At 72.6% G+C, this 13,278-nt stretch carries 10 protein-coding genes and 1 pseudogene; 7 read left to right on the top strand and 4 right to left on the bottom strand.

Annotated features, from left to right (window positions below; all coding sequences use genetic code 11):
* Together ACTWQJ_RS31620 and ACTWQJ_RS31615 are read left to right on the top strand one after the other, a co-directional pair.
* Positions 1-107: pseudogene (locus ACTWQJ_RS31620) on the top strand (septum formation family protein); the annotation flags it as partial.
* Between the two features lie 13 nt (positions 108-120).
* On the top strand, positions 121-291 hold the full coding sequence (locus ACTWQJ_RS31615) for a hypothetical protein (RefSeq protein ID WP_129796602.1): 171 nt from the start codon (positions 121-123) through the stop codon (positions 289-291).
* A gap of 15 nt (positions 292-306) precedes the next feature.
* Here ACTWQJ_RS31615 and ACTWQJ_RS31610 read toward each other — a convergent pair whose 3' ends face one another.
* From ACTWQJ_RS31610 to ACTWQJ_RS31595, 4 genes are read right to left on the bottom strand one after another with little or no spacing between them, the layout of a single operon-like run.
* On the bottom strand, positions 307-1,512 hold the full coding sequence (locus ACTWQJ_RS31610; RefSeq protein WP_443309940.1) for a sensor histidine kinase: 1,206 nt from the start codon (positions 1,510-1,512) through the stop codon (positions 307-309).
* On the bottom strand, positions 1,509-3,218 hold the full coding sequence (locus ACTWQJ_RS31605) for a sodium/solute symporter (protein WP_443309939.1): 1,710 nt from the start codon (positions 3,216-3,218) through the stop codon (positions 1,509-1,511). Before ACTWQJ_RS31605 ends, ACTWQJ_RS31610 begins: the two co-directional genes overlap by 4 nt.
* A gap of 20 nt (positions 3,219-3,238) precedes the next feature.
* Positions 3,239-3,598, bottom strand: a complete 360-nt coding sequence (locus tag ACTWQJ_RS31600; RefSeq protein ID WP_443309938.1) for a hypothetical protein — start codon at positions 3,596-3,598, stop codon at positions 3,239-3,241.
* Between the two features lie 9 nt (positions 3,599-3,607).
* Positions 3,608-4,363: a LytR/AlgR family response regulator transcription factor gene (locus tag ACTWQJ_RS31595; RefSeq protein WP_129797481.1), complete on the bottom strand. Its 756-nt coding sequence runs from the start codon at positions 4,361-4,363 to the stop codon at positions 3,608-3,610.
* Between the two features lie 77 nt (positions 4,364-4,440).
* On the opposite strand from ACTWQJ_RS31595, the gene ACTWQJ_RS31590 reads away from it, so the two are divergent.
* The 5 genes from ACTWQJ_RS31590 (at position 4,441) to ACTWQJ_RS31570 (ending at position 13,187) form a co-directional block, all read left to right on the top strand.
* Positions 4,441-4,944 carry an Lrp/AsnC family transcriptional regulator gene (locus tag ACTWQJ_RS31590; protein ID WP_443309937.1) on the top strand — a complete coding sequence of 168 codons (504 nt, stop codon included), beginning with the start codon at positions 4,441-4,443 and terminating at the stop codon, positions 4,942-4,944.
* A gap of 124 nt (positions 4,945-5,068) precedes the next feature.
* Positions 5,069-5,890 carry a dimethylargininase gene (gene ddaH / locus ACTWQJ_RS31585; protein WP_443309936.1) on the top strand — a complete coding sequence of 274 codons (822 nt, stop codon included), beginning with the start codon at positions 5,069-5,071 and terminating at the stop codon, positions 5,888-5,890.
* On the top strand, positions 5,887-7,113 hold the full coding sequence (rocD, locus tag ACTWQJ_RS31580; RefSeq protein ID WP_443309935.1) for an ornithine--oxo-acid transaminase: 1,227 nt from the start codon (positions 5,887-5,889) through the stop codon (positions 7,111-7,113). The genes ddaH and rocD overlap by 4 nt, the downstream gene beginning before the upstream one ends.
* Before the next feature lie 155 nt (positions 7,114-7,268).
* Positions 7,269-9,863 carry a SpoIIE family protein phosphatase gene (locus ACTWQJ_RS31575; protein ID WP_443309934.1) on the top strand — a complete coding sequence of 865 codons (2,595 nt, stop codon included), beginning with the start codon at positions 7,269-7,271 and terminating at the stop codon, positions 9,861-9,863.
* Positions 9,864-10,034: 171 nt separating this feature from the next.
* The gene (locus tag ACTWQJ_RS31570) at positions 10,035-13,187 is read left to right on the top strand and encodes an NACHT domain-containing protein (RefSeq protein ID WP_443309933.1); all 3,153 of its coding nucleotides are present in this window, start codon (positions 10,035-10,037) and stop codon (positions 13,185-13,187) included.
* Positions 13,188-13,278: the final 91 nt, after the last annotated feature.

Here is a 13,278-nt window from a genome sequence, read left to right as displayed (position 1 = left end):
AGGCCGGTTCCTGGACCGGTGAGGGTTCCTGGAAATCCGGCACTCATTTCGTCGTCTGCACTGTCCGGAAGCAGAACGGGGGCACCATGGAGGGGGACGAACCATGAGGAGGGTGTTGCGATGCCCGGTTCCACGGACGGTTCTACGAAGGCGATGGGGGTGCTCACCGTTGGCGGGCTCGTCGTGGTGACGGGCTACACGGTGGCGCTCGGCAGCAACGGCTGGCTGTGGTTCGGCTGGGTCGTGCTGGGTCTGATCACGCTCGGTATGGTCGCCACGCGCAGCACCTGAGCCCTTGGCGGGTCTTCACTCGCGGGTGAGCCGCCCCGCCGAGTGCACGCCCGGCTGGTATTTCGGCAGCCGGGCGGTGACTTTCATGCCCGCGCCGACCGCGGTCTCGATGACCAGGCCGTAGTCGTCGCCGTAGACCTGGCGGAGCCGGTCGTCGACGTTGGACAGGCCGATGCCGCCCGACGGGCTGACCTCCCCGGCAAGGATGCGGCGCAGCAGGTCGGGGTCCATTCCGGCGCCGTCGTCCTCGATGACGACCAGGGCCTCGGCGCCGGTGTCCTGCGCGGTGATGCTGATGTGGCACTTGTCGGACTTGCCCTCGAGTCCGTGCTTGACGGCGTTCTCGACGAGCGGCTGGAGGCAGAGGAAGGGCAGGGCGACCGGGAGTACCTCGGGGGCGATCTGCAGGGTGACGGAGAGGCGGTCGCCGAAGCGGGCCCGCACGAGCGCCAAGTAGTGGTCGATGGCGTGGAGTTCGTCGGCGAGGGTGGTGAAGTCGCCGTGCCTGCGGAACGAGTAGCGGGTGAAGTCGGCGAACTCCAGGAGCAGTTCGCGGGCCCGTTCGGGGTCGGTGCGGACGAACGAGGCGATCACCGCGAGCGAGTTGAAGATGAAGTGCGGGGATATCTGGGCGCGCAGGGCCTTGATCTCGGCCTCGATCAGACGGGTGCGGGACTGGTCCAGGTCCGCGAGTTCCAGCTGGACGGAGACCCAGCGGGCGACCTCGCCGGCCGCCCGGACGAGGACGGCGGACTCGCGGGGCGCGCAGGCGACGAGGGCACCGTGCACCCGGTCGTCGACGGTGAGGGGGGCCACGACGGCCCAGCGCAGTGGGCAGTCGGGGGCGTCACAGGTGAGGCGGAAGGCCTCGCCGCGGCCGGTTTCCAGCGGGCCGGCGAGCCGTTCCATGATCTCGGCACGGTGGTGATCGCCCACTCCGTCCCAGACGAGGACGTGGGTGTCGTCGGTGAGGCACAGCGCGTCCGTGCCGAGCAGGGTGCGCAGCCTGCGGGCCGACTTGCGGGCGGTCTCCTCGGTGAGGCCCGCCCGCAGCGGGGGTGCGGCGAGGGAGGCGGTGTGCAGGGTCTGGAAGGTGGCGTGCTCGACCGGGGTGCCCAGGCCTCCGAGGCTCTCCGGGCGGGCCGTGCGCCGGCCCAGCCAGAAGCCCGCGGCCAGCAGCGGCAGAACGGCGACGCACAGGCCGGCCAGGAAACCGCTCATGCCTTCACCTCCGTCCGCAGTTCCTCCGGCAGATGGAACCGCGCCAGGATCGCCGCCGTCCCCGCCGGGACCCGGCCCGGGGTCGCCAGGGAGACCAGCACCATCGTGAGGAAGCCCAGCGGCACCGACCACAGCGCGGGCCAGGCGAGCAGGGCGTGCAGCGGGCCTGCGCCGGGGAGTCCGGCCATGGTCGCGCCCACGGCCAGGAACGCCGAGCCGACGCCCAGCAGCATCCCGGCGGCCGCGCCGGGCGGGGTGAGCCGCCGCCACCAGATGCCGAGCACGAGCAGCGGACAGAACGACGAGGCGGACACGGCGAAGGCCAGCCCGACCGCGTCGGCCACCGGCAGCCCGCCGACCAGGGCGCTCGCCGCGAGCGGCACCGCCATGGCGAGCACCGTGCCGAGCCGGAAGTGACGCACGCCGCGGGCCGGCAGGACGTCCTGCGTCAGCACGCCCGCGACGGCCATGGTCAGCCCCGACGCCGTGGACAGGAACGCGGCGAAGGCGCCGCCCGCGACCAGCGCGCCGAGCAGATCGCCGCCGACGCCGCCGATCATCCGCTCGGGCAGCAGCAGGACGGCCGCGTCCGCGTCGCCGGTGAGGGTGAGTTCGGGGGCGTACAGCCGGCCGAGGGCGCCGTACACGGGCGGCAGCAGGTAGAAGCCGCCGATCAGCGCCAGCACGGCCACCGTGGTACGGCGGGCGGCCACGCCGTGGGGGCTGGTGTAGAAGCGGACGACGACATGCGGCAGGCCCATGGTGCCGAGGAAGGTGGCGAGGATCAGACCGTACGTGGCGTACAGCGGGCGCTCCTCACGGCTCTCGGCCCGGGAGGGCGACATGCCGCCGCCGGCCGAGTCGGCCGTGGGGACGGGGTCGCCCTTGTCGAAGGTCAGGCGGGTGCTCTGCTCGATGCGGTGGGTGCCGGCGGGGAGCCGCAGGCTGTCGTCCTCGTACGAGCGGCCGTCGACCGTGCCGGTCACCGTCACGGTCAGCGGTTCTTCGAGCTTCAGGTCGAGGGTGTCGTCGATGCGGACGACGCGCTGTTCGCGGAAGCCGACCGGTTCGTCGAAGGCGTTGCGGGGGGCTCCGTCGCCCTGCCAGGCGAGGACCAGGAACAGGGCGGGGACCAGGAGGGCGGTGAGTTTGAGCCAGTACTGGAAGGCCTGCACGAAGGTGATGCTGCGCATGCCGCCCGCGGCGACGATCGCGGTCACGACAACGGCGACGATGATCCCGCCGAGCGAGTCGGGCGCACCCGTCAGCACGGTCAACGTCAGCCCGGCGCCCTGGAGTTGGGGCAGCAGGTACAGCCAGCCGACGCCGACGACGAAGGCGCCCGCGAGCCGCCGCACCGCCGGGGAGGCGAGCCGGGCCTCGGCGAAGTCGGGCAGCGTGTAGGCGCCGGAGCGGCGGAGGGGGGCGGCGACGAAGAGCAGGAGGACGAGGTATCCGGCGGTGTAGCCGACGGGGTACCAGAGCATGTCGGGACCCTGGACCAGGACCAGGCCGGCGATGCCGAGGAAGGAGGCCGCGGAGAGGTACTCGCCGCTGATGGCGGCGGCGTTCAGGCGCGGGCCGACGGTGCGGGAGGCGACGTAGAAGTCGGAGGTCGTTCGGGAGATGCGCAGGCCGAACGCGCCGACGAGGACGGTCGCGACGACGACCAGGGCGAAGGCGGGGACGGCGTATCCGGAGTACACGGGCGTGGGCCTCGGCCGGCTCAGCGGTCCTCGACGAGACGGACGAAGTCCCGTTCGTTGTGCTCTGCGCGCCGCACATACCAGCGGGCGAGCAGCACCAGGGGCGCGTACAGACCGAAGCCGAGCACCAGCCACTCCAGGCGGCGGGCGTTCGGAGTCGTCGCGAACACCAGGGGCAGCGGGCCGACCAGCAGCCCGAGCACGGCGAACACCGCGAGCGCGGCGCGCAGTTGGGTGCGCATCAGGGAGCGCACATAGGTGTGGCCGAGGGTGGTCTGCTCGTCGATCTCGGTGCGGGGGCGGTAGTAGCCGGAGGCCCGGCGGGTGCGGCGGGGCGGTCCGGTGACGACGACGCGGCGTTCGGTCTGTTCCTGGGGCATGCGTTCCCCCTAGCTCGTGGTCCGGCGCATCAGCAGGTCCCGCAGCTCACGGGCGTGGCGGCGGCTGACCTGGAGTTCCTCGGAGCCGACCAGGACGCTGACCGTGCCCGCGTCCAGGCGGAGTTCGCCGATATGGCGCAGCGCGACCAGATGGCGGCGGTGGATGCGGACGAAGCCGCGGGAGCGCCAGCGGTCCTCCAGGGTGGACAGCGGGATGCGCACCAGGTGGCTGCCCTTGCCGGTGTGCAGTCGGGCGTAGTCGCCCTGCGCCTCGACGTGGGTGATGTCGTCGACGGCGACGAAGCGGGTCACGCCGCCCAGTTCGACGGGTATGTGGTCGGGGTCGGGCTCGTGCACGGGGATGCGCGGTGCGGTGCCGCGCAGTTCGGCGGCCCGGCGCACGGCCTCGGCGAGGCGCTCCTTGCGGACCGGCTTGAGCACGTAGTCGACCGCCTTGAGGTCGAAGGCCTGGACGGCGAAGTCCTCGTGGGCGGTGACGAAGACGACCAGCGGCGGCTGGGCGAATCCGGTCAGCAGACGGGCCAGGTCCAGTCCGTCGAGGCCGGGCATGTTGATGTCGAGGAAGACGACGTCGATGGCCTCCGGCCCGTCCGGCCCGGACTCCAGGGCGCGGTTGATGCGGCGCAGCGCCTCGGTCGCGTCGCCGGCGCCCTCCGCGCTGCTGATCCGCGGATCCGCGTTCAGCAGGTACACGAGTTCCTCGAGCGAGGGGCGTTCGTCGTCGACAGCCAGGGCGCGCAGCATGAACGTGGAGTCTAGGAGCATTCCGTACGCCTGCACACGGGCCGGACGTGGACGTTTCCGCTGGATACAGTGCCCGCATGAACAGCAGGCCGGCATCCTTCGACGAGCTCGACCGGAAGATCATCACCGCGTTGATGGCGAACTCCAGGACCAGTTTCGCCGAGATCGGCACGACGATCGGGCTGTCCGCGACCGCCATCAAGCGCCGGGTGGACCGGCTGCGCGAGACGGGCGTGATCACCGGGTTCACGGCGACGGTGCAGCCGTCGGCGCTGGGCTGGCGCACGGAGGCGTACGTCGAGGTGTACTGCGAGGGCGCCGCCCCGCCCCGGCGGCTGGCGGAGGTCGTGCGCCATCACCCCGAGATCACGGCGGCGATGACGGTGACCGGCGGGGCGGACGCGCTGCTGCATGTGCGGGCGAGGGACGTCGGGCACTTCGAGGAGGTGCTCGAGCGGATCCGTGCGGAGCCGTTCATCAGGAAGACGATCAGCGTGATGGTGCTGTCCCATCTGATCCCGGAGAGTCCTGAGGCGGGTGCCAGCCACCCTGCGCCACAGGCCGCAGCAGACGTGCGCTGAGGGCGTTCAGAACGCAGCATTCCTGCGTGGACACGCAGCTTTTGTTGCTTGTCGCCCGTCGCGGTCGCTTCCTACCTTGGTGTCAACCCTCAGTCGACACCGCTGGAAGCGGAGGTACCCCTCTGTGCCCACAAACCGTGTGCCGCGCCGACGGCGCTTCCTCGTCTGCGAACCCAGACACTTCGCCGTGCAGTACGCGATCAATCCCTGGATGCATCCCGACGTCCGCGTCGACCTCGATCTCGCCCAGGAGCAGTGGCAGGCGCTGATCCACACCTATCGGGCGCACGGCCACACGGTCGAGACCGTGCCGCCGGTGCCCGGGCTGCCGGACATGGTCTTCGCCGCGAACTCGGCGGTCGTCGTCGACGGCCGCGTCTTCGGCTCCCTCTTCCACGCACCCGAGCGCCGCCCCGAGTCCACCCACTACGAGACCTGGTTCAAGGCGGCGGGCTACGACGTCTACCGGCCCGAGAACGTGTGCGAGGGCGAGGGCGACCTCGTCTTCACGGGCCGGTACCTGCTGGCCGGCACCGGCTTCCGCACCACCCGCGAGGCGCATCGCGAGGTGCAGGAGTTCTTCGGCGTCCCGGTGATCTCGCTGACGCTGGTGGACCCGTACTTCTACCACCTGGACACGGCGCTGTTCGTCCTGGACGACGGGAACGACGAAAACATCGCGTACTTCCCGGAGGCGTTCTCGCCCGGCAGCCGCGAGGTGCTGGAGCGGCTGTACCCGGACGCGGTGCTCGGCAGCCGCGAGGACGCGATGGCGTTCGGGCTGAACTCCGTCTCCGACGGACACCACGTCTTCGTCCCGTCCCGCGCCGAGGGCCTCGCCTCGCGGCTGGCCGACCGCGGTTACGTCCCCGTCCCCGTCGACCTGTCGGAGTTCCACAAGGCCGGCGGCGGCATCAAGTGCTGCACCCAGGAGATCCGCCCATGACCGCACCCGCCCGTACCCGTGACTCCGCCGAGCTGATCCGCGCCGAGGAGCCGGTGCTCGCGCACAACTACCACCCGCTGCCCGTGGTCGTCGCCCGCGCCGAGGGCACCTGGGTGGAGGACGTCGAGGGCCGCCGCTACCTCGACATGCTGGCCGGCTACTCCGCCCTCAACTTCGGCCACCGGCACCCCGCGCTGATCGACGCGGCGCACCGTCAGCTGGACCGTCTGACCCTGACCTCGCGTGCCTTCCACAACGACCGGCTCGCCGAGTTCGCCGAACGGCTGGCCGGGCTGACCGGCCTGGACATGGTGCTGCCCATGAACACGGGCGCGGAGGCGGTCGAGAGCGGCATCAAGGTGGCGCGCAAGTGGGCGTACGACGTGAAGGGCGTCCCCGCCGACCGGGCCACGATCGTGGTCGCGGCGGAGAACTTCCACGGCCGTACGACGACCATCGTCAGTTTCTCCACGGACGAGACCGCGCGGACGGGCTTCGGCCCCTTCACACCGGGCTTCCGGATCGTGCCGTACAACGACCTGGCGGCGCTGGAGGCGGCGATCGACGAGACGACAGCGGCGGTGCTGATCGAGCCGATCCAGGGCGAGGCCGGTGTGGTGATCCCGGACGACGGCTATCTGGCGGGCGTCCGCGACCTGACCCGGCGCAAGGGCTGCCTGTGGGTGGCGGACGAGATCCAGTCGGGCCTCGGCCGTACCGGCCGTACGCTCGCCGTCGAGCACGAGGGCGTCGTCCCGGACGTACTGCTCCTCGGCAAGGCGCTGGGCGGTGGCATCGTGCCGGTGTCGGCGGTGGTCGCGCGCCGGGAGGTCCTCGGTGTGCTGCGGCCGGGTGAGCACGGTTCGACGTTCGGCGGCAACCCGCTGGCGGCGGCGGTCGGCACGGCGGTGGTGGACCTGCTGGAGACGGGCGAGTTCCAGCGCCGGGCGGCGGAGCTGGGCGTGGTCCTGCGGGACGGCCTGGCGAAGCTCGTCGGCCAGGGCATCGTCGGCTTCCGGGCGCGCGGGCTGTGGGCGGGCGTCGACATCGACCCGTCCCTCGGCACCGGCCGCGAGGTCAGCGAGCGCCTCATGCGGGAGGGCGTTCTGGTCAAGGACACCCACGGCTCCACGATCCGCCTGGCACCCCCACTGACCATCACGGAAGAGGAGCTCCGCTCCGCCCTCGACGCACTGGAGGCGGTACTGCTGCGAGGCGCGTGAGGGCACTCACTCCGGAGAAGGCCCCTCATGAGCGAGGTCCGCTTCGATCCCACTCGTCTGCCCGGCACGTGCCTCCGCGCGGCAGGGGCGACGGGCGAAGGGTGAAGATGGGTGGGAGAGGTGGTAGACCACTCTCAGCGACAGAGAGGTCGGCCGTGGGCACTTACGAGGACCGCGACGTCGCCCGTCGACGGTTCGACGTGGCGGATGCCGCGCCCCTGCTGCTGGACGCACGGGGCGTGGTGACGAGCTGGACCCGGGACGCCGAGCGCATGCTGGCGTACGGGGCCGCCGAAGCAGTGGGCACGAACCTGGCCGACCTGCTGACCGCCGAGGACGCCCGGCGGGTGCCGGAGGTGTTCGAGTGCTGCCGCAGGAACGGTGAATGGGCCGGACTGCTGACGGCCCGGCGCAAGGACGGACTGCCCGTCCGGGTGATGGTGCGGATCACCTCCGCGCGGGAGACGCGCGGCCCCTCGCAGTGGCTCGCGCTGATGTCGGAGCTGGCGGACGCGCCCGGCTGGGACATGAGCCGCACCATGCTGGAACAGATCGTCGACCGCTCCCCCGTCGGCATAGCGATCGTCGACACGGACCTGCGCTACGTCTGGTCGAACGCGGCCCTCGCCCAGTACGGCGGCGGCCCCCCGGAACGCCGGCTGGGACTTCGACTGGCGGACATCCAGCCGGGCCTGGACGCCGAGGCGATCGAGGAGCAGATGCGGCACGTGCTGGCGACCGGTGAATCCGTGGTCGGCTTCGAGCACGTGGGCCGTGTCCGGTCCGCTCCGTTCCGGGAGACCTCGCACATGATGTCGTTCACCCGGCTCGACGACGGCCACGGTCACCCGGTGGGCGTGTACTACATCGTCGTGGACATCACCGACCGGCACCGCGCCCGGCAGCGGCTGGCCCTGCTCGACCGGGCCGGCGAGCACATCGGCCGCACCCTGGACATCACGCTGACCGCCCAGGAGCTGGCCGACGTGGCGGTACCGGAGCTCGCCGACTTCGTCACCGTGGACCTGCTGGAGTCGGTGCTGAGCGGCGCGGAACCCGCACCCGGGCCGCTGAGCGCCGCGGATCCCGTGCCGCTGCGCCGCGCGGGCCAGCGGTCGCTCGACGCGGTCCCGAGGGCCCTCTTCGGCATCGGCGAGGTGGCCACGTATCTGGCGGGATCGCCCCCGATCCGCTGCCTGATGACGGGCAGCTCCTGGCTCGAGGAGCGGCTCGACCCGCTCGGCGAGGAGTGGGCCACCGACGCGCGCGGTGGCCGGAGGTCGATCTTCCTGGAGCTGGGCCTGCACAGCGCGATGATCGTGCCGATCCGCGCGCGGGGCGTCACCCTGGGCGTCACCACCTTCTTCCGGCGCCGCCGCCACGAGGCCTTCGACGCGGACGATCTGAGTCTGGCCGAGGACCTCGTCTCCCGGGCGGCCGTCTGCGTGGACAACGCCCGGCGCTACACCCGCGAGCGGGACGCGGCCCTGGTGCTGCAGCGCAGCCTGCTCCCGCACCGGCTGCCCGAACAGGAGGCCGTGGAGGTGGCGGCCTGCTACCGGCCCGCCGACGAGCTGACCGGCGTCGGCGGTGACTGGTACGACCTCATCCCGCTGTCCGGTGCGCGGGTCGCCCTCGTGGTGGGCGAGGTGGCCGGTCACGGCATCGTCGCGGCGGCGGAGATGGGGCGGCTGCGTACCGCCGTGCGGACTCTGGCCGCCTTGGACCTGCCGCACGAGGAGGTGCTCGGTCACCTCGATGACCTGGTGGCGCGTTCCGAACACGAGGACGACATCACACCGGACACGGGAGCGACCGACCCGGCCCGGGCGGGCGTACCGGATACGGACGGAGCAGCGCACGCCCGTGGACCGGATGCAACTGCTCCCGACGACACCACGGGCACCGCGCCCGACGCCGGAGAGACCGACGGCACCCGCCCCTCCGCGTCGGCCACCGACGGAGCCGCCGACGCCCGGTCCGGCACCGGATGTGTGTACGTCGTCTACGACCCGGTCGACGGGCGGTGCGCGATGGCCGCCGCCGGGCATCCGGCGCCCGCGGTGATCCTGCCCGACGGTACGGCCACGTTCGTGGACCTCCCCCAGGGGCCGCCCCTCGGCGTGGGCGGGCCGCCCTTCGAGTCGGTGGAGATGTCCTTCCCACCGGGCAGCACGCTCACGTTGCACACCGACGGGCTGCTCGCCGGCGGGGAGGGGACCTGGACCGTCGACGCGGGCCGGGACCGGCTGCGGCTGGCCCTGGAACGGCCGGCACCCTCGCTCGATGTCCGGTGCCGTTCCGTGGTCGACGCCCTGGTGCCCACTCGCCCGTACGACGACGTGGCCCTCCTGATGGCCCGTATCCGCCGTCTCGGCGCCGACCAGGTCGCGGACTGGGACCTGCCCACCGACCCGGCCGTCGTCGCCGACGCCCGCAAGGCGGCCATGCGGCAGCTCGCGGAGTGGGGGCTGGAGGAACTGGCGTTCACCACGGAACTCGTCGTGAGCGAACTGGTCACCAACGCCATCCGGTACGCCATCGGCCCCATCCGGCTGCGGCTGATCAGGGGGCGCGCCCTGGCTTGCGAGGTCTTCGACGGCGGCGCGACCGCACCTCATCTGCGCCACCCCCGCACCACGGACGAGGGCGGGCGCGGGCTGCTGCTGGTCTCGCAGCTCACCCAGCGGTGGGGCACCCGTTTTGTACCCGACGGAAAGATCATCTGGGCGGAGCAGTCGCTGACGTGACCTCCTGCGTGCGGGCGGCGATACGGGGCCGACGTCCGGGTGTGACGCCCGGGCGCACAGCACCTCCGCAGACGCACCACCGGCGCGAACACCCGTCCTGTCGGTCACCCGTGGCGGCGAAGATCGTCGGTCCTTCCCTGTGGGGGCGGACCGCCGTGTGAGCGTGGTCGTGTGCTTCGCCGTCTCGGACTGGGAGTGGCCGGTGCCGCGTCGGTCGCGCTGGTCGTCGCCCTCGTACGCCACAGCGACGACAAGGACGCGGCCTCGCTGTGGGTCTCGGTGGTCTCCGCAGCGGTGGCCGTGTGCGCGTTCGCCGTGGACCTCCTGCGCGGACAGAGTGGCGCGGAGACCTCCGCTGCGGGGAACCGGCGGCTGCAAGCGGCCGACGACCTCGCCGAGGCGGTGCGGGCCCAGTGGGCCGCGGAGGCCCGGCTGCGCCGGTTGCAGGACCCGGCGCCACTGGACGTCCACTGGTCCCGCGTCGGTCCGCCGCTCGCCGACCACCCGCGCAACATCGCGTGCGGGCTGCCGTTGCCGGCACCACGCGACGGGGACGAGCAGCTCGACCGGATCGTCGGGACGTTCCGGGCCGTTCCCTCGGGCCGGCTCGTCGTGCTGGGCGATCCGGGCGCGGGGAAGACCATCCTCGCCGTGCGGTTCGTGCTGGGCTCGCTCGCCGTGCGGCAACCGGGCGACCCGGTGCCGGTGCTGTTCCCCCTGGCGGGCTGGGACCCCCGGTCCGCACCGCTGCGCGGCTGGCTGGCCGAGCGGCTGGCCGCGGAGTACCGGCCGCTGGCCGCCGTCCGTGACGGGCGCACGCTGGCCCGCGAGTTGCTGGACGAAGGTCTCGTGCTTCCCGTGCTCGACGGCCTCGACGAACTGCCGGAGGCCACCCGCGAGGACGCGCTGCGGCGCCTGAACGCCGAACTGGACGAGCGGCTGCCGGTCCTGCTCACCTGCCGCACCGCGGAATGGGCAAGCGCCGTGCGCGGCGGCGATGTGCTGACCGCGGCAGAGGTCGTCCGGCTGCGACCGCTGGACTTCGACACCGCACGGAACTACCTGGAGCGCACGGCCCGTTCGAGCCGTGACGGCTCCACGGTGTGGACGCCGGTGCTGGCAGCCCCCACGCCACCGCTCAGGGACGTACTGACCACACCCCTGATGGTGGCCTTGGCGCGCACGGTGTACGGCGACACCTCCCGCAACCCCGCCGAACTGGCCGATCCCGGCCGCTTCCCCACGGCGCAGGCCATCGAGGAGCACCTGCTGGACGCGTTCGTACCGGCGGCCTTCGCGGACGCGGAGGGCACCTGGCGCCCGGGCGCGGCCCACCACTGGCTGAGCCGCCTCGCTCGTGACCTCGGGCGCCGTCGCCCCGGCTCGACGCCCACCTGGCGGCTGGCCTGGTGGGAGCTTCCGACGGTGATGCCGAGGGCGCTCGGGGTGATCGGACCCGCGATGCTGGCGCTGCTCGCCACTGCCGCGCTGCTGGTGCCGCTGGCCGTCAGCGGCGGGGGTGTGGTCGCCAACTGGGACAGCGGACTGTCGGCCGTGCTCAACCTCGCCGGCATCGGGTCCGGCCTGTGCTTCGGACTCGCCTTCCTGCTGCCGGCCACCGCCGAAACCCCACAAGGGCCACGGTGGTTGGCGCGCACGGCGGTGCGGACGACCGCCGCGGCCACGGTCGTCGCGGTGGGTCTGGGCCTCCTGGTACCGCCCCTGGTCGGCGCGCGCCTCGGGGCCGTGATCACCCCGAGACCCACCTGGTTCCTCAACGGGTGCTGCTTCGGACTGATCCTGGCGATGATGTTCGCCGTCGCCGGCCTGCCCCGGCGCCCTCTCCCACTGGCCCTGCCCTGGGCGGGGAGTCCGAGCGGCCCCGTGGCCGTGCGCGTGGCGGGTGCCCTGGTCGTCTTCGCCGGTCTTGCGATCCAGGGCTATTACGGTGCGTTGGTCCCGGCCGCGACCTGCTGCGGGGCCGGGCTGCTGCTGACCCTGGCCGGGCTCCGGCGCGGGGAACGGGTGGCAGCGCAGTATCCCGGTCCGGCGGCCGTGCTGCGCGGCTTTCGGCGCGGCCTGCTGCGGGGCTTCGTCGCATGCACGCTGATCGGCGTCACCGCCTCGGCGGCCGTCGGATGCGTCAGCGGCGCGTTCGCCGCGTACCGGATCCACTGGCCCGCTCACCGGCTTCAGAGCGGTGAGGTCTTCGAGGGCTGGCGGCTCCACGAAACGGACGACGGTGAACGCTCCGTCCGCTCGACGGGCCCGCGCGAGGTGCTGCTCGTGGAACGTGCGGCGCTCGACCGGCCGTTCGCCGTGATGAAAGGCGCCCGGATCTCGTGGGACGAGCGACTGGGAGGGCGGACGGAGGAGGTGCGGATCCGCGCGGGGAGCGACGGTTGGGTGGTCGACTGGACCGGCCTGCCCGACGAGTGGGACGGCAGACCTGTCGACGCCCACAACCTGGTGGTCGCCCTGCCCGGCCCTGTGAAGGTGTGGCTCGTGCACCGGCCCGTCGGGACGGTCGTGCGGGACGCCGTGGTCCCCCTCGTCTGGTTCGGGGTGCTGATCGGCGCCATCGGGGGCTGCGCCTCCGGTGTCTACCGTGCTCTGAACACACCGTCCGACACGATCCGCGCGGCCGGTCCGCAGAGCACCCTGCGCACCGACCGTGCCGCGACTCTTGCGCGCAGTGCGATCGCCGCCCTCCTGGCGGGCGGGGTCTGTCTGGTGCTGATCTCGGCGCTCCGGCGGGGCAGCACGCTGGGCACCATGCACACCGAACTGTGGGTGCCGGTCGGCACCTCCGCGCTCGCGCTCGGCGCCTGGGGGCGGATGGGCGCGGCCAGGATCTGGCTGGCCGTCACCGGGCGGGCGCCCTGGCGGCTGATGCAGTTCCTCGAAGAGGCGCACCGCCGTGGCGTGCTGCGGCAGTCGGGTGCGCACTACGAGTTCCGGCATCTGCGACTCCAGAACCGCCTCGCCGAGGTCGCCGGTGCGGGCTGTCGGCGCCGAGCCGAGATCCAGCGCGTCGCGCTGTGGGCCACCGCGGCGGGTACGGCCTGGCTGATGGCCTGCCTGGCGGGCCGCCCCGTACTCGAAGCCCCTGCGGGCGATCGGCTGGACCCGTCGGAGACCGCCCAGGTGATCACGGCCATCGGCGCGCTGGGGACGGCGCTCGGCATGAGCGCGGCCGCGATCATCAAGGCCGTGGCCCTGCTGATCCACGCACGAGCCGACATGGAGCGGGCACGCACCGGCCAACCGCAGGTGCAGGTGCAGCCGGATCCGGAGCCGGCCTCCGGCGACGAGCAGGCCTGATCCCTCGTGGTCCGCGGGCGGGCCGGGGCCACAGGTCGGCCCCGGCCCGGGATGGTTCACGGCTTGCGGGCGACCACCCCGTACATCGCGA

The organism is Streptomyces sp. KR55 (assembly GCF_052245645.1).
GTDB lineage: Bacteria > Actinomycetota > Actinomycetes > Streptomycetales > Streptomycetaceae > Streptomyces > Streptomyces flavusporus.
Note: the sequence above shows the minus strand (reverse complement) of the source record. Positions and strands in the feature narration are given on the sequence as shown.

Excerpts from the sequence above, each read along its gene's own strand:
- ACTWQJ_RS31615 (WP_129796602.1), top strand. The coding sequence starts at position 121 with ATGCCCGGTTCCACGGACGGTTCTACGAAGGCGATGGGGGTGCTCACC.
- ACTWQJ_RS31610 (WP_443309940.1), bottom strand. The coding sequence starts at position 1,512 with ATGAGCGGTTTCCTGGCCGGCCTGTGCGTCGCCGTTCTGCCGCTGCTG.
- ACTWQJ_RS31600 (WP_443309938.1), bottom strand. The coding sequence starts at position 3,598 with ATGCCCCAGGAACAGACCGAACGCCGCGTCGTCGTCACCGGACCGCCC.
- ACTWQJ_RS31595 (WP_129797481.1), bottom strand. The coding sequence starts at position 4,363 with ATGCTGCGCGCCCTGGCTGTCGACGACGAACGCCCCTCGCTCGAGGAA.
- ACTWQJ_RS31590 (WP_443309937.1), top strand. The coding sequence starts at position 4,441 with ATGAACAGCAGGCCGGCATCCTTCGACGAGCTCGACCGGAAGATCATC.
- rocD (WP_443309935.1), top strand. The coding sequence starts at position 5,887 with ATGACCGCACCCGCCCGTACCCGTGACTCCGCCGAGCTGATCCGCGCC.